The organism is Burkholderia sp. MSMB1072 (assembly GCF_001524725.1).
GTDB lineage: Bacteria > Pseudomonadota > Gammaproteobacteria > Burkholderiales > Burkholderiaceae > Burkholderia.
Genome location: NZ_LOYC01000010.1, coordinates 190,930 through 213,870, shown reverse-complemented (window position 1 = coordinate 213,870; position 22,941 = coordinate 190,930). Strand labels below are relative to the sequence as shown.

Sequence of the window (22,941 nt, the reverse complement as noted above, 5' to 3'; positions counted from 1 at the left end):
TGTCGGATTGTCGTTTCGCAGGAAATGGGGCTCGATGCGTTGGCGAACAGGAAAAAGCGGAAGCCACGCGTCGTCAAGCCAGCACGACGCCCTGCCGGCATCCCCCCGGCGCCATCCTCCGCGCACTCAGCGCACGGCCGGCAGCTTCAGCATCGTGTCGGTCATCACGTCGGCCAGCTTCAGCGCCGACATCGGGCCGCCGAACCCCCAGATGTTGCGCTCGATCAGCGCGATCCGGTGCGCCTTCAGCGCGGGCACGAAACGCCACACCGGCGAATCGAGTTTGGCCGACAACGGCACGTCCATCCCCGACGCGGTCACGAACAGCACGGCGAGATCGCGCTGCCGCAGCAGATCGGCCGACGTCACGTACAGCGTGCCTTCTCGCGTCGGCTTCTTCGGCCACGGATCGAGCCCGAGCGCCCGCGCGAGGCCCGCGGACGTACTGTTGCCCGTATAGGCCCAGTAACGATCGGGCAAGCCGAGATCCTGCAGCAGCGCGACGCGCTCGCCGTTGCGGCCCGCGGCCGCGAGCCGCGCCGCATTGCGCGCGATGCCGGCGTCGAGTTGCGCTTCGACTGCCTGCGCGCGCGCGTCGCGCCCCGTCACCGCGCCGATCGTCCGGAAGATCTGCCGCATCCAGTCGAGCTGCGTGACCGGCACGCCCCCCTCCGACACGTTCGGGCTGAACTGGAACAGGATCGTCGGCGCGATCCGGTCGAGCGCGTCGAAGATCGGCGCATGCCGGAAACCGACGCCGATGACGAGATCCGGCTTGACCGCCGCGATCGCCTCGAGCCCGGGCTCCTGTCGCGAGCCGACGTCGGTCACGCGCGCGAGCTGCTCGCTCCGGTAGCCGAGCCAGCCCGGGTAGAACGCCGTATCGGCCATCCCGACCGGCACGATGTCGAGCGCGATCACGCTTTCCGCGAACATGAAGTCGAGCGCAACCACGCGCTGCGGCCGCACGGGCATCTTCGCGCTGGCCTGCGACACGACGGGATTGCCGGCCAGCGACACGGCGCCTTGCGTACCGCCGGCGCCCCCGGCCTCGGAAACGGCGGCCGCCGATGCGGACAACGCGCCGCAGCACGCGGCGCCGAGCGCGGCGAGTGCGCCGAGCGCGTGCCGGCGGCCGGGGCGCGTCACCGGATCGCGTCCTGCTCGGCCAGCGCCGCGTCGTCCATCGTCAGTAGCAGGGGGCAGCTTCCACACAGTTGCGTTTCTCCAGGAATTTCGTAGCGCAGGCAGCACACGCGGCGGGCGCGAAACGGCGTCGGCAGCAGCGGCGAGCGCGGCAGCGCGTCGCGCACCGGCATGCGCAGCGGATTCGGCTCGCCGTGCATGCAGGTCGAACCGAACAGCCAGTTCGCGTCGCCGACGGGATCGGCTGCGCACGGCAACGCACGACAGGTCTCGAGCAGATAGTCGAGCAGATTGCCCGCGTTGCTCCACAGCACGCGCGGCGTGACGCGCCCCATCGCCGCGAGCAGGTCGATCACCGCGCCGAGATGCGCGATGAGCCCCGCATAGCGCGGCTCGGGATCGTCGCACGGCGCACCGAGCGCGTCGCTTGCGAAATACAGCGCGGCCGGCATCCCGCCATCGAGCGCGACGAACGTGCGCTCGGGCGTCATGTCGAGCGGCCGACCGAGCGTCAGCGCGGCGACGACGCCGGCCGTCGCCGCGCGGCCGAAATAGTATTTGCTCCACTGAGACATCAGCGCACGCGCATGCTGCGTCGGATCGCCGCCGTAATGGTCGACCATCGCGCCGAGCACGGCGTCGCGGTGCGCGGGCAACGCGCTGACGGGCACGACGATGCGGCCCGGCGCGTGGGCATCCTCGGGCATGCCGAGCCACACGACGTCGAGGTGTTCGGCGAACGGTTGCGGCGCGAACGCCGAAAAGCGCATGGCACGCGCGCCGTCGAGCGACGGCGTCATCGCCCCGCGCGCCGGGCGCGGCGCCCCTCGACAACCAGCAGCCCGAGCAGGTACGGTGCGCCGATCAGCGCGGTCAGCACGCCGGCCGGCACTTCGCGCGGCGCGACGACGATGCGCGCCGCGAGATCCGCGGCGCCGAGGATCAGCGCGCCGCACGCCGCCGCGAGCCACAGCCGCGTGCGATGCCGGCGCGCGCCGAGCATCGTCGCGACGTGCGGCGCCATCAGTCCGATGAAGCCGACCGGCCCGACCGCCGCGACCGCCGCGCATGCGGCGAGCGTCGCGATCGTCAGCGCGAGCGGCCGCAGCGCCGCCACCGGCAGGCCGAGCGCAGCGGCCTGGTCGTCGCCGAGCGCGAGCATGTCGAGCGGTTTCGCGAGCCACGCGAACACCGGCACCGCGAGCGCGCACCACGGCAACAGCATCGAGACCTCGCCCCAACTGCGGCCATACGTGCCGCCGACGAGCCACACGACGAAGCGCGCGGGCTGCACGCTTTCCTGCGTGATCAGCCACTGCGCGAGCGTGGTCCACAACGCGCCGATCACGATGCCCGTCAGCGCGACCGCGAGCGGCGCGTAGCGATGCCGGTGATTCAGCGCGAGCGTGATCGCGAGCGACAGCCCGCCGCCGATCAGCGCGGCGGCGGCAAGCGTCACGTGGCCCATCAGCGGCCACGTCGACAACGCGAACAGCGTGACGAGCCCCGCGCCCTGCGTGACGCCGAGCACTTCGGGGCCCGCGAGCGGATTGCGCACGACGCTCTGCATCGCGACACCGCTGACGGCAAGTAGCGCGCCGGCGAGCAGCGCGCACAGCAGGCGCGGCATGCGCAGGTCGATCAGCATGCGCGCGAGCGCATCGTGACCGGACAGCGCGGCCGACCAGCGCGCGGGCGACAGCCACTCCGGCCCGGCCGACACGCCGACCAGGACCACCAGCACGCCCGTCGCGACGAACAGCGCGGTGCGCAGCGGCCAGCCGAGCCGTTCGAGCCAGCCGACGAGCCGCGTCGAGCCGCCGCCCGCCGCGCGTTCGGCATCCGCGTGCAGCACGCCCGACCACGCGGCGCCGCGCCGGATCATCGCGAGCATCAGCGGCGTGCCGACCAGCGCGATCGCGACGCCGGTCGACAGCGTCGCGTCGAGGCCCGACGCGAGCACCGCGCTGTCGGTGACGAGCACGAGCGCGCCGCCGGCGAGCGCCGACAGCGGCACCAGCACGCCGAGCCGGGCCGCGCGCGCGCCGCGCACCTGGCGCAGCAGGTTCGGCGCGACGAGGCCGACGTACGACAGCGGGCCGGCGATGCTGACGGCCACGCTCGTGAACGCGACCGCGACGATCGTCGCGGCGAGTCGCGTCGCATCGACGCGCACGCCGGCCGCGGCCGCCGCATCGTCGCCGAGCGTGAGCGGATTCAGCGGCCGGATCACGAACGGCAGTGCGATCAGCGGCACCACGAGCCAGCGCACGGCGAGCGCGAGGCCCGTCGCGCCCGGCTGGTACAGGCTGCCGTTGGTCCACAGCGCGGCGCCTGCGATGTTCTGCTCGAAGAACGCGAGCACGAGCGTCGACAGTGCGGCGAACAGCAGCATGCACACGCTGCCCGCGAGCACGAGCCGCAACGGCGTCGCGCGCCAGCCGCCCGCCGCGACGATCGCGCACGCGGCGGCGGCGAGCCCGCATACGAACAGCAGCGGCACCGACGCGACGCCCGCCAGCGCCGGCACGAGCATCGCCGCGAGCAGGCCGAGTTGGGCGCCCCCCGTCACGCCGAGCAGGTCGGGCGATGCGAGCGGATTGCGCGTGAGCGACTGGAACAGCGCGCCGGCGATGCCGAGACAACCGCCCGCGACGAGCGCAGCCGCGACGCGCGGCAGATTGAGGTCGAACAGGAATACGTGCGCGAGCGACGCGGCATCGCTGCCGGGCGCCGCGTCCCACCACACGCGCAGATCGGGGGCAATCCGCAGCGCCGCGAGCAGCGCGATCAGCACGACGAGGCCGAACGCGATCGCGCCGGCCCGCCCTGTCGTCGCCCCGTTGCCCGTCGCCGCGAGGCGCTTGCGCATCGCGAACGTCGTCATACCGCGAGATCCCGGTCGAAGACGCCGGCCGCCTGCGGCGCGCCGTCGGTCGACGGCCCGTAGGCCGGCACGCACATCGGTGCGCCCGTGCGCGGATGCGCGAGCTTCAGCATCTCGACGCCGAACGCCGCGCGCAGCCGCGCCGGGTCGAGCATCGCGTCGGGCGTGCCCTGCGCGACGAGGCGGCCCGCGCGCATCAGCACGATCTCGTCGCTGTACGCGGCCGCCTGGTTCAGGTCGTGCAGCACCCACACGATCGTCAGCCCGCGCGCACGGTTCAGCGCACGCAGTGCATCGAGGATGTCGAGCTGGTGATGGATGTCGAGATAGGTCGTCGGTTCGTCGAGCAGCACGATCGGCGCCTGCTGCGCGAGCGCCATCGCGATCCACGCGCGCTGGCGCTCGCCGCCCGACAGCGCGCCGACGTCGCGCTGCGCATCGTCGGCGAGGCCACTCGTTTCGAGCGCCTCGTCGATTGCCGCATGATCGATCCGCGACAGGCCGCGCAGGAAGCCGCCGTACGCATAGCGCCCGTACGCGACGAGCTCGCGCACGGTGAGGCCCGACGGAATCTGGTTGAACTGCGCGAGCATCGTCAGCTCGCGCGCGAGCGCGCGACGGCGAAACGATGCAAGCGGCTTGCCGTTCACTTCGACATGACCGGCGCGCGCGGGCTGCAGGCCCGCCAACGTGCGCAGCAGCGTGCTCTTGCCGCAGCCGTTCGGTCCGCACAGCGCGGTGACGCGGCCGGCCGCGATCGACAGGTCGAGCCCGTCGATCACGACATGGTCGCGATATCCCACCGACAGCCCGCGCGCGGCAAGCGCGGCGGTACTACGCGTCATCGATCCTCCGTTCGGTCGCGCGGGACCGTGTAACTCTGGGCCATCGCGACGACGACCTTGCGCGGCCCCTCGAACGGGTCGCGTGCATGCGCGCTCAGCATGTTGTCGAGCATCAGCACGTCGCCGGTGCGCCACGGGAACACGATGCGCTGCTGGTCGAGCACGCCGCGAATCTCCGCGAGCGCGTCGGCCTCGAGCGGTTCGCCGTCGCCGTAGTACACGTTGCGCGGCACGTTCTCGAGCCCGACCGCGTCGACGAGCGCTTCCTGCATGTCTTCGTCGAGCGCCGACAGGTGAAACAGGTTCGCCTGGTTGAACCAGACGCGCTCGCCCGTGCGCGGATGACGCGCGACGGCCTGGCAACGCTCGCGCGTGCGCAGCAGCAGCTCGCCGTCGTCGTCGGTGCGCCACGCGCATTCGATGCCGCGCGCCGCGCACATCCGCTCGACCTCGGCCGGCTCGTCGGTGCCGAACGACTGCTGCCACGGCAGATCGAGCCCTTGCCCGAAATTGCGCACGTACAGCAGCTCGCGCTTCTCGAAGCGCGCGACGAGCGCCGGATCGAGTGCGCGGTACACGGCGCGGCTGTCCGCGATCGGCGTCGCCCCACCCTTCGGCGCGGCGAGCGCGCAGTGGAACCAGATCCGCAGTGGCCATTCACGCGTGTACGACTGTTCGTTGTGCAGCGGAATCGCGCGGTGCGGCGGGTATTCGGTCGACGTGTAGACCGCGCCTTCGACCTGGCTGCGCGGCGTCGATGCGTATTCATAGCCGATCAACGGATCGCCGAACGAAGCCGCGAACTGCTGGAACGCGTCGATCGACGGCACGCGAAAGCCCGTGAACAGCACGCCGCCCGCCCGTTCGAGCGTGTCGGCCGCGATCTCGCGCGCCAGCGGCGCGACGTCGTCGATCGACATCCCGTCGTTGCCGCGCGGCGACACGACGGTGGGCAGCCCCGGCTCGATACGCAGGTCGTCGAGCGTCGGCAACGAAAGCAGGGTCATGCAAACGTCCTCTTCAGGTGAGGCGCCGCACCCGCGGCGCAGCAGATCACGACGCGCGCGTCGCGCGCTCGCCGTCCATCGCACGGCGCAGGCTCGCCGGGCGCATGTCGGTCCAGACGGTCTCGATGTGCGCGAGACAGTCGGCCTTCGGGCCGCTCACGCCCACTTCGCGCCAGCCAGCCGGCACGGGCCGGAACGTCGGCCAGATCGAATACTGTTCTTCGTCGTTGATGACGACCGTATAGACGAGATCGTCGGTGTCGGCGGAAGGCGTCGGGGCTTGCGTCATGATCGGAAATCGCTGGGCGGTTGAAGGAGGCGAAGCGGCGGATTCGGCCGCTCCTGTCTGATAGACGGTTGGCCGGCGCGTTTTTTTACCGCCGCCGCGCGCGGCCGCCGAGGAACACCGGGCATGCGACGCCGCGATGGCACGCGTCGAGGCATTCCGCGCAATGGCGCTCCGCGTCGCGCACCATGAAATGCACGAGCGTCTGCGACACGTTCAGCGCGCGCGCCGCGGTCTGCAGCGTCTCCTCGCGCAGCCGCACCATCTCGAAGGCCGCACGGCTGCGCGCCGGCAGGTCGTCGAGCGCGGCCCACACGCGCCGCAGCGTATCGCGCGTCATCAGCGCGGCTTCCGGCGTCGGCTCGGGCGACGGCACGTCGAAGCCGTCGTCCTCTTCCGTGTGATAGACGTTTTCCAGGCTCTGTCGGCGGCATGCGTCGATCGACGCATTGCGCACCATCCGCGTCACGTACGCGACCGGCTGGCGCACCGCGTCCTGGTTCGGGAATTCGACGAGCTTCACGAACACGTCGTGCACGACGTCCTCCGCGCGGCTCGCGCAACCGACGAAGCCGCGCGCGACGTTGACGAGCATCGCGCGATGGGCGATCAGCACGTCGAGCAGCGCGCCCTGCGCACGGGGCTCGGACGCCCGGCGCGGACGCGGCGCGGCGCGTGGCGGCAGGTCCGGATAACTGCCGAGGAACGGGTTTGCCGCTGTCGCCGCCGGTCGGTCGAGCACGTCCGCCATGGCCATCGATCTGCTCCGTCAAATTCCGAGATAGCGCAATTTAACGTAAACGCAAATCATTCTCAATCCGATTACGAGATGACCCTTTGGGTCATCAGGATTTGTCTGAACAATTGGTGGAATCGTTGTTGGAGTGGACAGGTGTGTATCTGCGCTGCGCAGACGGCTCGCACGCCGCGCACGCATGCTTTCACGTTCCTGACGAAACGCCTGCACGTGTCATCGGCGGTAGCAACTTCTTACTACGTGAAATTTTGGGGGCTCGTACGATCGACCTGCCGTTTCCAAGGGAGAGCAACATGAAATCCATCGTGTTATCCGCAGTCATGGTGGGCGCGCTGTCGAGCGTGATGCTCGCCGGGTGCGTCGCCTACCCTGGCCCTGCCGAAGTCACGATCGGCTGGCATGGCGATCGTTACTGGGACGGAAATCGCTACTGGGAGCGCCGCGACTGGGAAGCCCGGCATCCCGGCCCGCGTGACGACCGCGATCGCCGGGATGACCGCCGTGACGACCGTCGCGACGATCAGCGGCCGCAGTGGTGATGCCGCTGCGCACTCTTGACCCATCATTCAACGACAGGACCTCGACATGAAGACGCTACTCAAAACCCTCACCGCCGCCGCCGTTGCCGCCGCCGTGCTCGTGCCGGCCATCGCCGAAGCGCATCCGCACCGCGTGTGTCACTTCGAGCATCACCATCACAAGGTATGCCGCTGGGTGCGTTGAGCGTCGCGCAGCCGATACGGAAAAGCGCCGCTTGCCGGCGCTTTTTTTCGTGGTCGACGCCACGCGGCGTCCACGCTAGCGCTGCCACCGCTCCGGCGCGAGCCAGATCGGAAACGACAGGATCACCGCGAGCCCGCGCCCGTCGATACCGGACGTCACGTCGACCGCCCCGCCGTGAGACTCGGCGATGCGCGCGACCAGAGACAGTCCGATACCGCTTCCCGGCTGCGCGGTGCCCGGTACCCGGTAGAAGCGTTCGAAGATTCGCTCGCGCTGATCGATCGGCACGCCCGGTCCGTCGTCCGCGATCCGCAACCCGACCCGCCCTGCATCCGCAACGCCATCGCACGTGATCTCGACCCGTCCGCCTTCACGGCCGTAACGCAGCGCGTTGTCGATCAGGTTGCGCACCGCGATCGCGATTTCGTCCAGGTCGCCCCACACGCATACCGGCTCGACCGCCACCCGCACCGTCTGCCCGCATGCATGCGCGGCCGCGTCGAAGTCGCTCGCGATCAGCGCAACGAGCCGTGCCAGGTCGACCGGCCCATGCTGCTCCGCACGCGAGCCGGCATCCAGCCGCGCCAGCTCGAGCAATTGCGCCGACAGCCGCGCGCTGCGCTCGACGCCCGTTGCCAGGCGGCGCAGCGCCGCGTCCTTGTCCGTCGGATCGTCCGCCCGCAGTGCCACTTCCGCCTGCGCCGACAACGCCGCCAGCGGAATGCGCAATTCGTGCGCCGCATCGCCGATGAAACGGCGCTCGGTATCGACGGCCTGGCTCAGCCGCGTGAGCAGCCGATTGAACGATTCGACGAGCGGCCGGAGTTCGCGCGGCAGCATCGCCAACGGCAAGGGCGAAAAATCGAACGCGGCCTTGTGCTGGATCGCCCGCTGAACCTCGCGCACCGGCCCGAACGACCAGCGGATCCCCCACCAGATCGCCACGCCCAGCATCGCGAGCATCACCGCCGTATTGAACAGGCCGAGCTGCACCGCATTGCTGGCCTTCTCCTGCCAGGTCGTGGCCGGCCCGCCGGTCTGCACGTGAATCCGGCCGGCCGGATCCGCGAGCGAGTAAACCCGCCAGGTCTCGTCGTGCGCGAGACCGCGTCCGGCGCTCACGCCGTATCCGTCGCGCATGTCGGCCTTGAGCGCCGGCCCCGGCGCATCCGCGCTGTGCATGACGTTGCGGCCGTCGACCCAGATCTGGAACGCGACGTCGTATTTGCCGTACGCGGCTTTCGGCAACACCGCCTGTGTGCGCACTTCGGGCAGGCGATCGATCGTATCGGGCAACGACAACAGCAGCAGTTGCGCGGCGCCCTCGAGCAAGCCGTCGCGCCAGCCGCGCTGTTCGCGCCACAGGCCGATGCCGAGAAACGCGCCCCAGCCGGCCCAGAACACGACGACCATCGCCATCACGGTCGCGAGCAGGCGTACGCGCAGCGACCTCATGCCGTACCCTCCCCGATGCGATAGCCGAAGCCGTGCACCGTCACGATCAGTTCGTCGCCGAGCTTGCGCCGCAATTGATGGATGTACACCGCGATCGTGTTGCTTTCGATTGCGTCGTCGTTGCCGTACACGCGCTCCTCGAGCTGCGCCCGCGTGACGACCCGCCCTTGCCGCTCCATCAGCGCGAGCAGCGTCCGGTATTCGTGGATGCTCAACGCAACCGGTTCGCCGGCCCGCGTGACTTCCCGGCGCGCCGGATCGACGTGGACATCGCGGCAGACCAGCCGCTCCGACACACGGCCCTGGCTGCGGCGCGTCAGCGCGCGAAGCCGCGCATAAAGCTCGTCCAGCTGGAACGGCTTCACGAGATAGTCGTCGGCGCCGGCGTCGAGGCCGCGAATACGGTCGCTCAACTGATCGCGCGCGGTCACGATCAGCACCGGTGTCGCATCGTAGTTCGCACGCATCGCGGCCAGCAGCGTGAAACCGGACGCGCCCGGCAGTTGCAGGTCGAGCAGCACCGCGTCGTAGTCGTGCCCGACGAGCGCGAGCCGCGCCGCCGGCACGTCGGCCGACCAGTCCGCGTGCCAGCCGTTCTGCGCGAGGCCGGCCCGCACGGCGTCGGCCAGCATCGCATCGTCTTCCACCAGCAGGATATGCATCGATATCGCTCCTCGATTGGCGAGGTCGCCAGACTGACGGACCGCGATTAAAAACTTCTTAAAGCCGAGGGGCCACGATGCGCATCGATCGCCGCATTGCCGGCGCAATGCATCCGGCGCTTTCCGGAGAGGCCCGCCATGACCGTGTTCCGTTCTTCGATTTCGTTGCTGCGATGCAAGACGGCGCGGCGCGCCACCTTCGCGCCGGGCCGGTGCGCGCCATTCTGGCATGGAAGGCCGCACGCGTCGTGCCCGTCGTGCCCTGGTCGCACGGGAGCCGCGCGATGAACCAGTTCGCCACGCTCGTCCCGTTCGGCCTCGCGCTGAGCCTGGCCAGCGCCAACGGCATCGTCTGCCTCGCCGGGCTGTCGCTGATCGAACGACTGATTCCCGTGCTGCCGTCGCACGTGCTGCTCGCGATGATCGGCGTCGCCGGTGCGCAAGGCGCGTGGACCTTGCCGGAAGCGATCGTCGTCACGGTGCTCGGCAGTTTCGCCGGCTGCCTCTTTCATTACGCGCTCGGCAATCTGTGGCCCGAAGACAGCGTGCTGACCCTGCTGCGCCGCCTCGCACCGCCGGGCCGGCTGCAGCCCGCCAGAATCGACGCGCTGATCGAAAGCATCCGCGCGCGGCCCACGCGGCTCGCCCTGTGGTCACAATTGGTGCCGTTCGTCCGGCTCGTCGCGCCGGCGCTCGCCGGATTGCTGGAAACGAGCTTCACGCGTTTCGCGTCCGGCGCCGCGGCCGGCATTGCGCTGTGGAACACGCTGTTCATCACGGCCGGCTATCTCGCCGCGCAAGCGGTCGCCTAGCCGCGCCTGTCATTGACCGATCGATCCTCCAGGAGCCTGTCGATGCGAATCCCCGAATGGATGCTGTTTCTGCGTAGCTGGTGGCACAACCCGCGCCGGGTCGGCGCACTCGCGCCGTCCGGTCCGGCGCTCGCCGCGTTGATCACCGCACAGGTACCGTGCGACGGCGCGTCCGTGATCGAACTCGGCGCCGGCACCGGCGTGTTCACGCGCGCGCTGCTCGCACGCGGCGTCGCGAGCGAGCGGCTGGTGTTGGTGGAAGCCGATCCCGCGTTCGCGAACGCGCTGCGGCATCAATTTCCGGCGTTGCGGGTGATGCAGATGGATGCGGCCGAGCTCGGGACGACGGGCGACTTCTTCGGCGGGCAGCGCGCGCACGCGGTCGTGAGCGGGTTGCCGCTCGTCGCGATGCCGGTCGAACAAGCCGTCGCGATCGTGCAGTGCGCATTTGCGCGCCATCTGGCTGCCGGTGGCGCGTTCCATCAGTTCACCTATGTGCCGCGCTGCCCGATTCCCGCGCGCTATCTGGAAGCCATGCGCGTTCGCGCCGTGCGGGTCGGGGTCGCGTGGATGAATTTTCCGCCGGCCTTCGTGTATCGGTTCGAACGGCTGGGTGAGGTGGTCGGCCGGCACCGTGCCGCTGCGAAGCCGTCGCTGGATGAGGTTGCGCGAGCAACGGCTTCGTAGGGTCGAGACACGGCCCGGCTGTTCGTGCTGCCGGGCGCTGCCCCGGCGACGGGCCGCGCGCGTTCGCTCCGGTCGCGCCGATCCCGGTCAATGGATCGACGCCGCCCAACACTCAATACAGGAAAATCCGGATCGTTGCGGCTGCATCGAAAGGCCCAATCTTCGGTGGTCCGAACGACTTGAGCACCGCATCGAGCAACACGCTCTGATTCGCGACGTTGGCCGGAAACTGCGTGAGCGTGAACTGCTTGTTGAACTCGATCGCCTTGCCCTGGCTGTCCTCGAGGCCGATGCCGAAGTTGCTCTTGCTTTCAGGCACCAGCAAGCCGTTCTGCACGATGCCTTTCGTCGCTTCGAAGTAACCGTCGACGCGCACCGGGATGCTGCATTTCTTCGTCAGCGACAGCGAAAACCGCCGGCGCGGCACGGCCGGCAGGAAGCCGTTGCCGGACGTCTGCACCTGCCCGAAATTGACGATGCCCGGCTCGGGCGTCACCAGCACGTCGACCGTGCATGGCGTCGGCTTGAGCTTTTGCAGCCCGCTCAGGTAGTAGCGGAAGCTCCCGTTGCTGTTCAGCCCACGTTCGCCGTCGAACTGGAACACCGCGTAGACGTCCGACGGCGGCGTCACCCACGTTCCGCGCTTGCGCACGACGATCTGATACGTGATGCTGATCGGCACCTTGGGGCACCGCCCTTGCCCGACCTCCCAATCGCTCAAATGGCACACACCGACGGAGCTGCCCGTATCGATGCGATCGCCCTGCAGGTTGCCGCGCCCGTAATGATCTTCGCCGCCGTAGCGAATACCGACTTCGAGCCCCCATGCAGCCGGATTCTGCATCGCAGGATTCGCGTAGAAGTAAACCTGCTCGGGGAAGTTCTGCAGCCTGGGAATATCCTTGTAGCAATAGCCGGTCGTCGTGCGCGGCGGGGAAACCCAGATCACGTAGCCGTCCGGCGCGTCGGTCGGATACGACGCGACGTTGCCGATCGATTCGGTCAGCGACATGCCGCTGCCGTTCGCGACACATTTCAACGCCCACGCCGGCTGCGCAAGCGCGACCAACAGCGCGAGCGCACACCACCGGAGCCACTTGGGCATCCGCGCCGTCACCCCGCTTCGAGCGCCCCCGCTCATTTCTTCACGCTCTTGCACACACCGGCCTCGCACGCATACTCGACCGCCACCTGGCCGCCGTAATCGTCGATATGCGTGACGAACAGCGTCGACGGCGTCGCCGCCTTGAACGGCACGTCGGCCGTGCTCATCGGGCTCACCATCGTCGGCTCGATCGGCACCGGCGCTTTTTGCGCGCCCGCGCTCACGTCGACCACCGTCACGTGGTAAGGCGTCGGGTTGTCGAACACCAGCTTGTGCGCCGCCGCATCCACCCGCAGCGTCATCGGCAGCGTCCAGTCCTCGTCGCGCGCGGGCTGCACGGCCTTCGGCCGGTAGAACAGCTTCATCTGCGTATGCAGCGCGATCTGCAGCGTGTTCGGCGTGTCGGTCTTCGGCGGCACTTCGCGGATGTTCAGGTAGAACACCGTTTCGCGATCGGCCGGCAGTTGCGCACCGGGCAGCTTCGCGATCCGCAGCACGTTGCGCTCGTTCGCCTCGACCCGCTGCAGCGGCGGCACGACCATCAGCGGCGACGTGATCTTGTTGCCCTTCGTATCCTCGAGCCACGACTGCACGAGATACGGATACGTCGTGCTCTTGTTGGTGATCGTCACGATCGCGGCCTGCTCGCCTTCGTTGAAGATCACGCGTGTGCGGTCGGGCACGATCGCCGCCTGGGCGGCGCCGGCGAGCAGCGCGCCGACGGTTGCGAACGCGCACAGCGCGCGCCGCGGGAAAGAACGGGAAATGGAATGCTTCATCGCTGGATCCGTAAATCATCGTTCGGCCCGCACGGCCGCTGCATGCGACTCGCCGGGCGGCTGGCACGTCACCGGAATCGGCGTGCCTTCGAGTTGGAGTTGGTTCGGCAGTGCGTCGATCGTGCAGAGCGTCCGTTCGCCCGCCCGCACCGCCAGCGTGGCTTTCGGCTGAACCTGGGTCAGGAACGCCGCACCGCCTTCGCCCACGATGCCGAGTTCCTTGCCGTTCGCCGCGTCCTGCACCGACGCACCGAACGGCAGCGGCTTGCCGGCCGCGTCGGTCAGCGTCAGGTACAGGTTGCTGCCGCGCGCGGTGGAAAATTTCACGAAGCCGATCGCGCCGTCGGTCAACACCATGCGCTGGATCGGGTTCGTCACCTGCACTTCGAGCGGCAGCTTCTCGACGTTGACCGTCGCGTCGTACACGTTGTACGGCGAGATGCCGTCGAGCACCGCGTAGCCGCGCGAGTCGGTATGCGTGAGCGTGCCGGACAGCGGCACGTCGGGCACGCCGTCGGTCGACACCAGCAGCCGCGTGTCGCCCGCATTGCCGTTCGCGTGCGCGGACACGCCGTACTGCGTCGCGACGAACGAGCCGTCGACTTCGAGCGACGCGGCCGCATACGCATTGGCGAGCGTCGACGCCTGCGCGGTGAGCTGGTACGCCGACGTGCGCTGGCGGAAGCTCGCGTTCGCCGACGCGCGGCCGTCCGTCGCGCCCGCATTGACCTGGTAGACGCGTCCGGCCGGGTCGTCGTAGATGTAGCCGGCGTTCGCGCTGGTGCTGCCGCTGCCCGTCGTCAGGTTCGACGTGACGGTGTGGTTGCCGCCGATCGGCAGCGTCGCGGTGACCGAGAACTGGTTGCCGCTCGCGCCCGCGCTCTGCGTGCGGAATGCCGACACGCTGACGTTCAGGTTGCGCAGCGTGCCGATCGAGAACGACCGCGTGAGCGTCAGGCCGACCCGCTGCTCGGACGCACGCGCCCAGTAGGTCGTCTGGTCGTACGAGAAATAGGTCGACGTATTGCCGAAGCGTTTCGACATCGTCGCCGAGTAGCGCTGCTTGCTGTTGGCGAGGCCGTACGACGTCGGATCGCCGGAGAATTGCGCGAAGTTGGTGTACTCGCGCTCGGAGAAACGGTAGCCGAAGAAGCGCACGTCGGCATCGAGCCCGTCGAAGTGTTTCGAATAGTTGATGCGATACGAGTTGCCGTTGCGTGTCGCGCCGTTCCACCACAGGCGCGCCCGCGCGTGCGTGACGTCGGCCGATACCGCGCCGAAGGCGCCGAAATCGCGGCCGACGCCGAGCGCGACCGACGTGTAGCCCGACGCCGCGATGAAGCCGCCATACGCGGTGATGTCGAACGGCAGGCCGTACGCGATTTCGCCGAAACCGAAGAACGGCGTGATGCCGGCGCCGCCGAACAGGCGCGGCTTGCCGACCGCGGCCTTGTAGCGCAACTGTCCGGTGCGCGCGAGGAACGGCACGGCGGCCGTCGTCACCTGGAAGCGCTGCACGCTGCCGTCCTCTTCCTCGACCGCGACGTCGAGCGTGCCCTGCACGCTCGTGTTGATGTTCTGCAGCGCGAACGCGCCCGGCGACACGCGCGTCACGTACAGCACGCGGCCGGCCTGCGACACGGTCACGGTCGCGTTGGTGCGCGCCACGCCCGAGATCAGCGGTGCATAGCCACGCAGCGACGGCGGCAGCATGCGGTCGTCGCTGCGGATCGACGCGCCCGTCAGCGCGAACGTGTCGAAAATGTCCGAGCTCAGGTAGTCGTCGCCGAACGTCACCGTCGACTGGATCGACGGCAGCGCGCGAAATGCATAGAGCCGGCTGAAGCGGAACGTGCGGTCCGCGTACGCCGTGTTACCCACGTTCGATTGCGCCTGGTAGTCGCCGCGAAAGCGCCAGGCATCCCAGTTCGCGCCCACCGTCCCGTAGGCCTGGATCGAATTCGTCTGCCCGCCGGCCGCACCGAAGTTGCGGTTCGTGTTCGCGATCACGCGATAGTCCAGCATCGCGCCGGGAATCCCTTCGGACCAGTGATCCGGCGGCAGGTAAGTCGAATCGGTGAATTCGAGCGCGGCCTGCGGAATCGTGATCTTGAGCCGCCCGTCGCTTTTCAGGTAACGCACGGTCGCCCCTTCGATCGCCGCCAGGTCGACGCAAGCGCCGCCCCGGAAGCGCGGCAGGTCCTTGACCAGCGACGGCTTCAGGCCGAACCGCGCGACGAGCTCCGGTCGCAGGCACGGCTTGCCCGCGCCCGTTGCATCGACGGTCACGAATTCGATCGGCTGCAGTCCGAGGTACAGATCGTTGACCTGCACATCGAGCATGTACTCGCCGGGCAACGTGAAGTCCGGCTGCGAGAACTGCGACAGGTCGACGTTGCTCGTTCCGTCGATGTCGAGGAACGACGAATTGAATTCCGTCGCATGGCTCTGGCTGCCGACGACCAGCACGGAGACGCAAAGGAAGGAATGTCTGATTCGCACGCGGCGCTACCGGGAGTCCAGGGAGAAGGAAAACGGGAGGAAAGACGAAGGAGGAAGGGACGCACGCCTCCCTCCTCCGGTACGGACGCTTACTGGTAGCGGACCGTGAAGTTCGCGACGCCGTCGGCGGTACCCGGCGTCACGCCGGCTGCCGTCGCTTCGTACATCGCCGCGAAGCGCGCGGTGTTCGTGCCGTTCTGCAGCAGCGTCGGTGCCTTCTGCTCGGCACCGTTGTCGAGGTATTCGCCCGACGCGGACTGCAGGCGGATGCCGACGTTGGTTGCCGAACCGATCGTGGCAAGCAGCTTCGGCTGGCCGGCGCTCGACGTGCCCGTGAACGTGAAGTACGCGTTCTGCGCGATGCTGGTGTCGCAGTCGGTCAGCTTGATGTCGAACGACACCGGGTCCGACTTGTCGCCGGCTTGCTTGAACTTGTTGGTCGGCACCTTGCCGAGCTGCACGGTCTGGTTGACCGAGTTCGAATCGATGCCGCATGCGCCCGCGACGATCTCGCCCGTGAAGTTGATCGTGCCGGTGCCCGCCGCGAAGGCCGAGGTGGACAGGGCCGCGAGTGCGACAGCGGTCAGGAGAGATTTTTTCATGACGTTTCCCGTAAGGAGTGCAAATGGAATGAACGACGTGGCGGACACAAGCGGTAGCGTGTGGTGGCTCCCGTCCGACACGAGGCCGCATTATCGAGATAACCGTGAAAGATTTCTGTAAATCATTGTCAAATACATCTGACAATGTTTTCTTTATTCCTCTGGAACCTCATTCTTTCCTTTCGATTTCCAATTCCAGATCTTTAATCCGCAGTCCTTTTTTATTTTCCGGAACCGATTGAAGATTAAGGGAATTTTTTGCCGGTAATCGGCTTGGCCGTGCCCCTCGCCGCTGGGTCCGGCTTGCACGCTGCCTCCACTCAAAGGACAAAACATTGTCCAGTGCCGCCATCGTTGTCCGATCGCAACACGAATATCGAGTCATTTTCAACTGACAGGAAATTAAAGACGGTATTTCATCAATATGGATTTATCGCGCAAACGATTGCGAAAAGCATACAAACGTTTTACTGCGACACTTTGCCGCCGCCATTGATTCCAATGCATCGATTAATTCGATCGTCAATTACCGATCGGGAATCGACAGCATGCGCGGCCGCCGGAACACGCCTGGCATGCCGGATCGGATGAGATGAGAAACGAAGAGACGCGGCACATGTTTACGCCGGCGGGCGACACGATTGGTCCACGGATGCGGACGCCGCCCCTGCGCGCGGCCGAGAGATGAGAGCGATGCGCGGGCCGGCGAAAGGAAGCGCCGATGACGAAAGGCGGTACGACGGGCGGTACGGCGGACAGCACGCCCTGTCGAAGCGGCGGCCGTACGTCGAATCGTACGGCCGCCATCATGTCGCCCGACACGCTGCGGTATCGGGCGACGAATCGCCCATCACGCGGAAGCCGCGGCCTCCGCCGATGCAAGCGCCCAGCCGCCGCCGAGCGCGCGATACAGCGCGATCGCATTCGCGAGCCTGAGCTGCCTGAGCCGAATCAGCTCCTGCCCCGACTCGTACGTGCTGCGCTGCGCGTCGAGCAGTTCGAGATAAGTCGCGACGCCGCCCGCATAACGACGCTCCGCGAGCTTCAGCCGCGCGCCGTCCGCCGCATACACGTCCTGCTGCGCGGCAAGCTGCCGGTCGATCCAGTCGCGCGCGGCGAACGCATCGGCCACTTCGCGAAACGCAGTCTGCACGGCCTTCTCGTATTCGGCGACCGCGATGTCCTTGCGCGCGTTCGCGACGTCGAGGTTTGCGCGATTGCGCCCGCCCGCGAAGATCGGCAGCGTGATGCGCGGCGCGAAGGTCCACACGCTCGTGCCGGCCGCGAACAGGCTCGAGAACGCGTCGCTCACGGAGCCGTAGTCGGTCGTCAGCGCGATGCGCGGGAAGAACGCCGCGCGCGCCGCGCCGATGTTCGCGTTCGCGGCCTTCAGCCGTGCCTCGGCCTGCCGGATGTCCGGCCGCCGTTCGAGCAATTCGCTCGGCGCGCCCGGCGCCACGGGCGCGATCGACAGCGTGTCGAGCGCGGTCGCGTCGGCAGGCACGTTGCGCGCGAAATCGCCCGCCAGCAGTTGCAGCGCCCGTACGGCCTGCGCATGCTCGCGCTGCAGCGCGGCCTGCGACGCGCGCGCGGATGCGACCAGCATCTCGGCCGAGCGCAGCTCGATCGCGTCGCTCGTGCCGGCGGCATAGCGGCGTTGCGTGAGCGCGGCCATCCGCTCGCGCGCATCGAGCGTGCGCTGCGCCAGCGCACGCTGCTCGTGCAGCGCACGCTCCGATACGTACGCACCCGCCACTTCGGCGATCACACCGATGCGGACCGTGCGCTGCGCGTCGGCCGTCGCGAAGTATTCGGCGAGCGCCGCGTCGGACAGGTTGCGCACGCGGCCGAACAGGTCGAGCTCGTACGCGCTGACGCCGACGCCCGCACGATACAGCCCGCTGATCGCGCTTTCGCGCACGACCGGATCGTACTGGCGCGCGCGTTCATAACCGAGCTGCGCATCGACCGACGGCATCCGGTCCGCACGCTGCACGCCGTACAACGCGCGCGCTTCCTCGAGCCGGCCGGCCGCGATCCGCAGGTCGCGGTTGTTCGCGAGCGCCGCATCGATCCACGCCTGCAGCGCCGGATCGGTGAAATACGCATGCCAGTCGTCGAGCAACGCGGCATCCTGCGCCGCGGCCGGGTCGGCCGCCGGTGCAGTACTGCCGTCGACCGGCGCATAGCTTGTCGGCACCGGCGCCACCGGGCGCTCGTAACGCGGCGCGAGCGAGCAGCCGGCGAGCGCGAGTGCAGCGGCCAGCGCGGCCGGAACCCGCCGCGCCGCGCGCGCGTTCAGCGCAAACATCATGGTTGCGAACCCTCCATCGTCGCCGGCCGCGACCCGCCGCGCCGGCGCGGGCCGACGTCGAACAGGCGGCCGACGATCACGAAAAACAGCGGGACGAGAAACACCGCGAGCACGGTCGCCGTGATCACGCCGCCCAGCACACCCGTGCCGATCGCCATCTGCGCGCCGGACGCGGCGCCCGATGCGAACGCGAGCGGCAGTACGCCGACGCCGAATGCGAGCGACGTCATCACGATCGGCCGCAGCCGCAGGCGCGCGGCCTCGAGCGCCGCGTCGACGAGCGACATGCGCTGCGCCACGAGATCCTTCGCGACTTCGACGATCAGGATCGCGTTCTTCGCGGACAGCCCGATCGTCGCGATCAGCCCCACCTTGAAATAGATGTCGTTCGGCATCGCCCGCAGCGTCACGCCGAGCACCGCGCCGATCACGCCGAGCGGGACGACCAGCATCACCGCGAACGGAATCGACCAGCTCTCGTAGAGCGCCGCGAGCGCGAGGAACACGACGAGCACCGACAGCGCGAACAACATCGGCGCCTGCGCGCCCGACAGCCGCTCCTCGAACGACTGCCCCGACCACGCATGGCCGATGCCGGCCGGCAGCGTCGCGGCGATCCGCTCGATCGCGCTCATCGCCTCGCCGCTGCTGTGGCCTGCCGCGGCCGAGCCGTTGATCGTGAACGACGGATAGCCGTTGTAGCGCGTGAGCTGCGGCGGCCCGAGCGTCCAGTGCAGCGTCGCGAACGCCGCGAGCGGCACCATCTCGCCGCGCGCGTTGCGCACGCGCAGCTTCCTCACGTCGTCCGGATCGAGCCGGTGCAGCCCGTCGGCCTGCACCATCACGCGCCGCACCTGCGTGCCGTGCATGAAGTCGCCGATATAGTCGGAGCCGAACATCACCGCGAGCGTCGTGTTGATCTCGTCCATCGACACGCCGAGCGCGGACGCCTTCGCGCGATCGATGTCGAGCTTCAGTTGCGGCGCGTCCTGCGTGCCCGCGAACATCAGGTCGGTCAGCGCCGGATCCTTGTGCCCCGCCGCGAGCAGTTGCTCGCGTGCCGCGCTGAACGCCGCGTAGTCGAGCCCGCCGCGATTCTGCAGCCGGAAGTCGAAGCCGCTCGACGAACCGAGATCGGGCAGCGCCGGCGAATTCATCGCGAACACCGTCGTGTTCGGCGTGCCCGCGAAGCGCTCGTTGATGCGTGCGACGATCGACTGCACGTGATCGTGTGCGGTCTTGCGTTCCTTCCAGTTCTTCAGCGTGACGAAGATCATCCCGCCGTTCGGCCCTTCGCCGTACAGGTTGAAGCCGCCGAGCGCATACGTATAGGCGGTCGGCTCGTCGCGGCGGATACTCGACTCGACCTCGCGCACGCTCTGCATCGTTTCCGCGAGCGGCGTGCCTTGCGGGCGAATCACCATCACCATGAAGTTGCCCTGGTCCTCGTCCGGCAGGAACGCGGTCGGCAACTGCGTGAGCATCAGCGCGGCCGCCGCGGTCAGCGCGCCGTACACGACGAGCCAGCGCAGCGGCTTCTTCAGCATCGTGCCGACCCGCGTCGCGTAGCGCTGTGTCGCGCGCGCGACGAAGCGGTTGAACCAGCCGAAGAAGCCGCGCTTCTCGTGATGGTCGCCGGACACCGGCTTGAGCAGCGTCGCGCACAGCGCGGGCGTCAACGACAGCGCGAGGAAGGCCGAGAAGCCGATCGATACCGCGAGCGACAGCGCGAACTGCCGATAGATGTTGCCCACCGCGCCGCCGAAGAACGCCATCGGCACGAACACCGACGTCAGCACCACGGTGATCCCGACGATCGCGCCGCTGATCTGCCGCATCGCCTTGACGGTCGCGTCGTAGGGCTGGAGCCCTTCCTCGACCATCAGCCGCTCGACGTTCTCGACGACGACGATCGCGTCGTCGACGAGGATGCCGATCGCGAGCACCATCCCGAACATCGTCAGCACGTTGATCGAGAAGCCGGCCGCATACATCACGCCGAACGTGCCCGCGAGCGCGACCGGCACGACGAGTGTCGGGATCAGCGTCGCGCGCAGGTTCTGCATGAACAGGAACATCACGAGGAACACCAGCACGCCGGCCTCGATCAGCGTCGTGACGACCTTGTTCATCGACACGCGCACGAACGACGACGTCTCGTACGGGATCTGGTATTTCACGCCCGGCGGGAAGTATGCGGACAGCTCGTCCATCGTCGCGCGCACGCGCTTCTCGGTGGACACCGCGTTCGAGCCCGGCGCGAGCTTGATGCCCATCCCGGTCGCGACCTTGCCGTTCACGTACGACGGATAGTTGTAGTCGTTGCCGCCGAATTCGACGCGCGCGACGTCGCGCAGGAACAGCGCGGAGCCGTCCGCCCGCGCGCGCAACGCGATCGCGCCGAAATCGGCCGGCGTCTTCAGCGGCGCGTCCGCGAACACGGTCGCCGCGATCGGCGCGCTGTCCGGCACCGCGCTGCGGCCGATGTCGCCGATCGTCACGCGCGCATTGTGCGCCCGCACGGCCGACGCGATGTCCGACGCGGTGAGGCCGTGCCCGGCCATCTTCACCGGGTCGGGCCAGATCCGCATCGCATATTCGGCGCCCCAGAACTGCACCTTGCCGACACCCTCGACGCGGCGCAGCGCCTGCACCACGTTCGCGGACGCGTATTCGCCGAGTTGCACGGCATTCATCCGGCCGTCGTCGGACGTCAGCGACACGACGAGCTGGATGTTGTCGGCCGCCTTCTCGACCTGGATGCCGTCGCGGCGCACGGGCTCGGGCAGGCGCGCATCGACCGTCTTCAGCCGGTTCTGCACTTCGACGGCCGCGAGATCGGCGTTCACGCCCTGCTTGAACGTCAGGTACAGCGACGCCGCCCCGGCGCTGCTCGTCGCCGACGTATACAGCAACCCCGGCGCCCCGTTCATCTCGCGCTCGATCAGCGCGGTCACCGATTCCTCGACGACCTGCGCGGACGCGCCCGGGTACGTCGCATAGATGCTGACGACGGGCGGCGCGATGTCCGGATACTGCGCGACGGGCAGCGCGCGGATCGCGAACAGGCCGCCCAGCATGATGAAGATGGCGATCACCCATGCGAAGACGGGGCGATCGATGAAGAAACGTGCCATGTTGGTTTGAACCGGTCAGGTTTGACGGGCGGCCGGCGAAGCGGCCGCTGCCGGCGCCGCCTTCGACGGCGGCGCCTTCTCGACGGGCTTGACGACCGTATCGGGCGCGAACTGCGCGGCGTCGTCGACGATCACGCGCTCGCCGCCCGCGAGGCCGCGCGTGATGCGCCAGTCGTGGCCGCTCATCTGGTCGGCCGCGACTTCGACGTCCTTGACCTTGCCGTTCGCGCCGACCACGCGCACCGACGTCCGGTCGGTCGTGCGCAGCAGCGCGTCGCGCGGCACGAGGATCGCCCGCTGGTCGACCGCCGTGTCGAGCGAGATCCGCACATACGCGCCGGGCAGCAGCTCGCGCTCCGGATTCGGAAACAGCGCGCGCATCGCGACGGTGTCGGTGGTCGGATCGACCGCGAGATCGCTGAACAGCAACTTGCCCTTCAGCGGATACGTAGTGCCGTCGGCGCGCAGCAGCGTCACCGCGACGTCGTGCTGCGCGATGCCCGTCGCGCGCCCGCTCTTCACCGCGCGACGCAATGCGTCGACGTCGGCGGCCGGCTGCGAGAAGTTCACGTAGATCGGATCGAGCTGCTCGACGGTCGTGAGCGGCGTCGCCTGGTCCTGGCCGACGAGCGCGCCCTCGGTCACGAGCGCGCGCCGTGCGCGGCCCGCGATCGGCGCGGTGACGGTCGCGTAGTCGAGCTGCAGTTGAGCCCGCGCGAGTTCGGCCTTCGCGGAGACGACCTCGGCCTTCGCCTGCGTGTCGGCCGCGACGGCCTCCGTGTGGTCGCGCTCGCTCACCGCGCGATCGCGCACGAGATCGTCGTAACGGCGACGCTTGTCGGTCGCCGCGAGCGCGGCGGCCTGCGCCTTCGCGAGCGCGCCCTGCGCGGCGTCGCGTGCGGCCTTCAGCGGTGCGGGATCGATGCGGAACAGCACCGCGCCCTGCTTCACTTCCTGGCCTTCCTCGTAGGTACGTGCGGTGACGATGCCCGCGACCCGCGCGCGGACCTCCGCCTGCCGGTATGCGTCGAGCCGGCCCGGCAGTTCGACGGTCATTGGCACGGCCGTCGGGCGTACCGTCACGACGGTGGCCTGCTTCGCGGTCTCCGGCGCGGCGTCCTTGTCGCCCTTTCCGCATCCGGCCACGGCCAGCAAGGCTGCGAGCGCGAACGGCGCCAGCCGCATGCGGCGCCACAGGGTGCGTTTGTTATTCATGTTCTGACCTCGGATCACTC

General features: G+C 68.6%; 20 protein-coding genes. 4 read left to right on the top strand and 16 right to left on the bottom strand.

Going from position 1 to position 22,941, the window contains the following annotated elements; all coding sequences use genetic code 11:
- Positions 1 to 126 precede the first annotated feature (126 nt).
- The 7 genes from WS89_RS06075 to WS89_RS06045 form a co-directional block, all read right to left on the bottom strand.
- Entirely contained in the window at positions 127 to 1,149 is a 1,023-nt protein-coding gene (locus WS89_RS06075; protein WP_059789852.1) for an ABC transporter substrate-binding protein, read from the bottom strand.
- Positions 1,146 to 1,946 carry a siderophore-iron reductase FhuF gene (fhuF, locus tag WS89_RS06070; protein ID WP_059789849.1) on the bottom strand — a complete coding sequence of 267 codons (801 nt, stop codon included), beginning with the start codon at positions 1,944 to 1,946 and terminating at the stop codon, positions 1,146 to 1,148. The genes WS89_RS06075 and fhuF overlap by 4 nt, the downstream gene beginning before the upstream one ends.
- Positions 1,943 to 4,033, bottom strand: a complete 2,091-nt coding sequence (gene fhuB, locus WS89_RS06065; RefSeq protein ID WP_059789847.1) for a Fe(3+)-hydroxamate ABC transporter permease FhuB — start codon at positions 4,031 to 4,033, stop codon at positions 1,943 to 1,945. The genes fhuF and fhuB overlap by 4 nt, the downstream gene beginning before the upstream one ends.
- Positions 4,030 to 4,878, bottom strand: a complete 849-nt coding sequence (locus WS89_RS06060; protein WP_059498949.1) for an ABC transporter ATP-binding protein — start codon at positions 4,876 to 4,878, stop codon at positions 4,030 to 4,032. The genes fhuB and WS89_RS06060 overlap by 4 nt, the downstream gene beginning before the upstream one ends.
- The gene (locus WS89_RS06055; protein WP_059789845.1) at positions 4,875 to 5,885 is read right to left on the bottom strand and encodes a TauD/TfdA family dioxygenase; all 1,011 of its coding nucleotides are present in this window, start codon (positions 5,883 to 5,885) and stop codon (positions 4,875 to 4,877) included. The genes WS89_RS06060 and WS89_RS06055 overlap by 4 nt, the downstream gene beginning before the upstream one ends.
- A 46-nt stretch (positions 5,886 to 5,931) precedes the next feature.
- Complete coding sequence (locus WS89_RS06050; protein ID WP_006476052.1) at positions 5,932 to 6,174, bottom strand: MbtH family protein; 243 nt, start codon at positions 6,172 to 6,174, stop codon at positions 5,932 to 5,934.
- Between the two features lie 85 nt (positions 6,175 to 6,259).
- Entirely contained in the window at positions 6,260 to 6,928 is a 669-nt protein-coding gene (locus tag WS89_RS06045; RefSeq protein WP_059789843.1) for an RNA polymerase factor sigma-70, read from the bottom strand.
- Positions 6,929 to 7,221: 293 nt separating this feature from the next.
- Between WS89_RS06045 and WS89_RS06040 the strand changes: the two genes are divergently transcribed.
- Entirely contained in the window at positions 7,222 to 7,467 is a 246-nt protein-coding gene (locus WS89_RS06040) for a hypothetical protein (RefSeq protein ID WP_059498952.1), read from the top strand.
- Positions 7,468 to 7,513: 46 nt separating this feature from the next.
- The gene (locus tag WS89_RS34180) at positions 7,514 to 7,651 is read left to right on the top strand and encodes an HHHH-motif protein (protein WP_014897078.1); all 138 of its coding nucleotides are present in this window, start codon (positions 7,514 to 7,516) and stop codon (positions 7,649 to 7,651) included.
- 75 nt (positions 7,652 to 7,726) lie between these two features.
- On the opposite strand, the gene WS89_RS06035 is transcribed toward WS89_RS34180, so the two are convergent.
- Together WS89_RS06035 and WS89_RS06030 are read right to left on the bottom strand one after the other, a co-directional pair.
- On the bottom strand, positions 7,727 to 9,106 hold the full coding sequence (locus tag WS89_RS06035; protein WP_059789841.1) for an ATP-binding protein: 1,380 nt from the start codon (positions 9,104 to 9,106) through the stop codon (positions 7,727 to 7,729).
- Positions 9,103 to 9,768: a response regulator transcription factor gene (locus WS89_RS06030; protein ID WP_059789840.1), complete on the bottom strand. Its 666-nt coding sequence runs from the start codon at positions 9,766 to 9,768 to the stop codon at positions 9,103 to 9,105. Before WS89_RS06030 ends, WS89_RS06035 begins: the two co-directional genes overlap by 4 nt.
- 284 nt (positions 9,769 to 10,052) lie before the next feature.
- Here WS89_RS06030 and WS89_RS06025 point away from each other — a divergent pair, with 284 nt between their 5' ends.
- Together WS89_RS06025 and WS89_RS06020 are read left to right on the top strand one after the other, a co-directional pair.
- Entirely contained in the window at positions 10,053 to 10,580 is a 528-nt protein-coding gene (locus tag WS89_RS06025; RefSeq protein ID WP_059789955.1) for a DedA family protein, read from the top strand.
- Positions 10,581 to 10,622: 42 nt separating this feature from the next.
- Positions 10,623 to 11,267: a class I SAM-dependent methyltransferase gene (locus WS89_RS06020; RefSeq protein ID WP_156440516.1), complete on the top strand. Its 645-nt coding sequence runs from the start codon at positions 10,623 to 10,625 to the stop codon at positions 11,265 to 11,267.
- A 112-nt stretch (positions 11,268 to 11,379) separates the two neighbouring features.
- On the opposite strand, the gene WS89_RS06015 is transcribed toward WS89_RS06020, so the two are convergent.
- The 7 genes from WS89_RS06015 to WS89_RS05985 all read right to left on the bottom strand — a co-directional run bounded on the left by WS89_RS06015 (position 11,380) and on the right by WS89_RS05985 (position 22,921).
- Complete coding sequence (locus WS89_RS06015) at positions 11,380 to 12,408, bottom strand: fimbrial protein (RefSeq protein WP_059789839.1); 1,029 nt, start codon at positions 12,406 to 12,408, stop codon at positions 11,380 to 11,382.
- Positions 12,405 to 13,151 carry a fimbrial biogenesis chaperone gene (locus WS89_RS06010; protein ID WP_059498956.1) on the bottom strand — a complete coding sequence of 249 codons (747 nt, stop codon included), beginning with the start codon at positions 13,149 to 13,151 and terminating at the stop codon, positions 12,405 to 12,407. Before WS89_RS06010 ends, WS89_RS06015 begins: the two co-directional genes overlap by 4 nt.
- Before the next feature lie 15 nt (positions 13,152 to 13,166).
- Positions 13,167 to 15,620, bottom strand: a complete 2,454-nt coding sequence (locus tag WS89_RS06005; protein WP_059789838.1) for a fimbria/pilus outer membrane usher protein — start codon at positions 15,618 to 15,620, stop codon at positions 13,167 to 13,169.
- A gap of 122 nt (positions 15,621 to 15,742) precedes the next feature.
- Positions 15,743 to 16,255, bottom strand: coding sequence for a fimbrial protein (locus WS89_RS06000; RefSeq protein ID WP_059498958.1), 513 nt, complete (start codon positions 16,253 to 16,255; stop codon positions 15,743 to 15,745).
- A gap of 850 nt (positions 16,256 to 17,105) precedes the next feature.
- A complete protein-coding gene (locus tag WS89_RS05995) occupies positions 17,106 to 18,566 on the bottom strand; it encodes an efflux transporter outer membrane subunit (RefSeq protein WP_059789953.1) in 1,461 nt (486 codons plus the stop codon).
- Positions 18,566 to 21,706, bottom strand: coding sequence for a multidrug efflux RND transporter permease subunit (locus WS89_RS05990; RefSeq protein ID WP_059789837.1), 3,141 nt, complete (start codon positions 21,704 to 21,706; stop codon positions 18,566 to 18,568). The genes WS89_RS05995 and WS89_RS05990 overlap by 1 nt, the downstream gene beginning before the upstream one ends.
- A 15-nt stretch (positions 21,707 to 21,721) precedes the next feature.
- Complete coding sequence (locus WS89_RS05985; RefSeq protein ID WP_059789836.1) at positions 21,722 to 22,921, bottom strand: MexX/AxyX family multidrug efflux RND transporter periplasmic adaptor subunit; 1,200 nt, start codon at positions 22,919 to 22,921, stop codon at positions 21,722 to 21,724.
- Positions 22,922 to 22,941 lie beyond the last annotated feature (20 nt).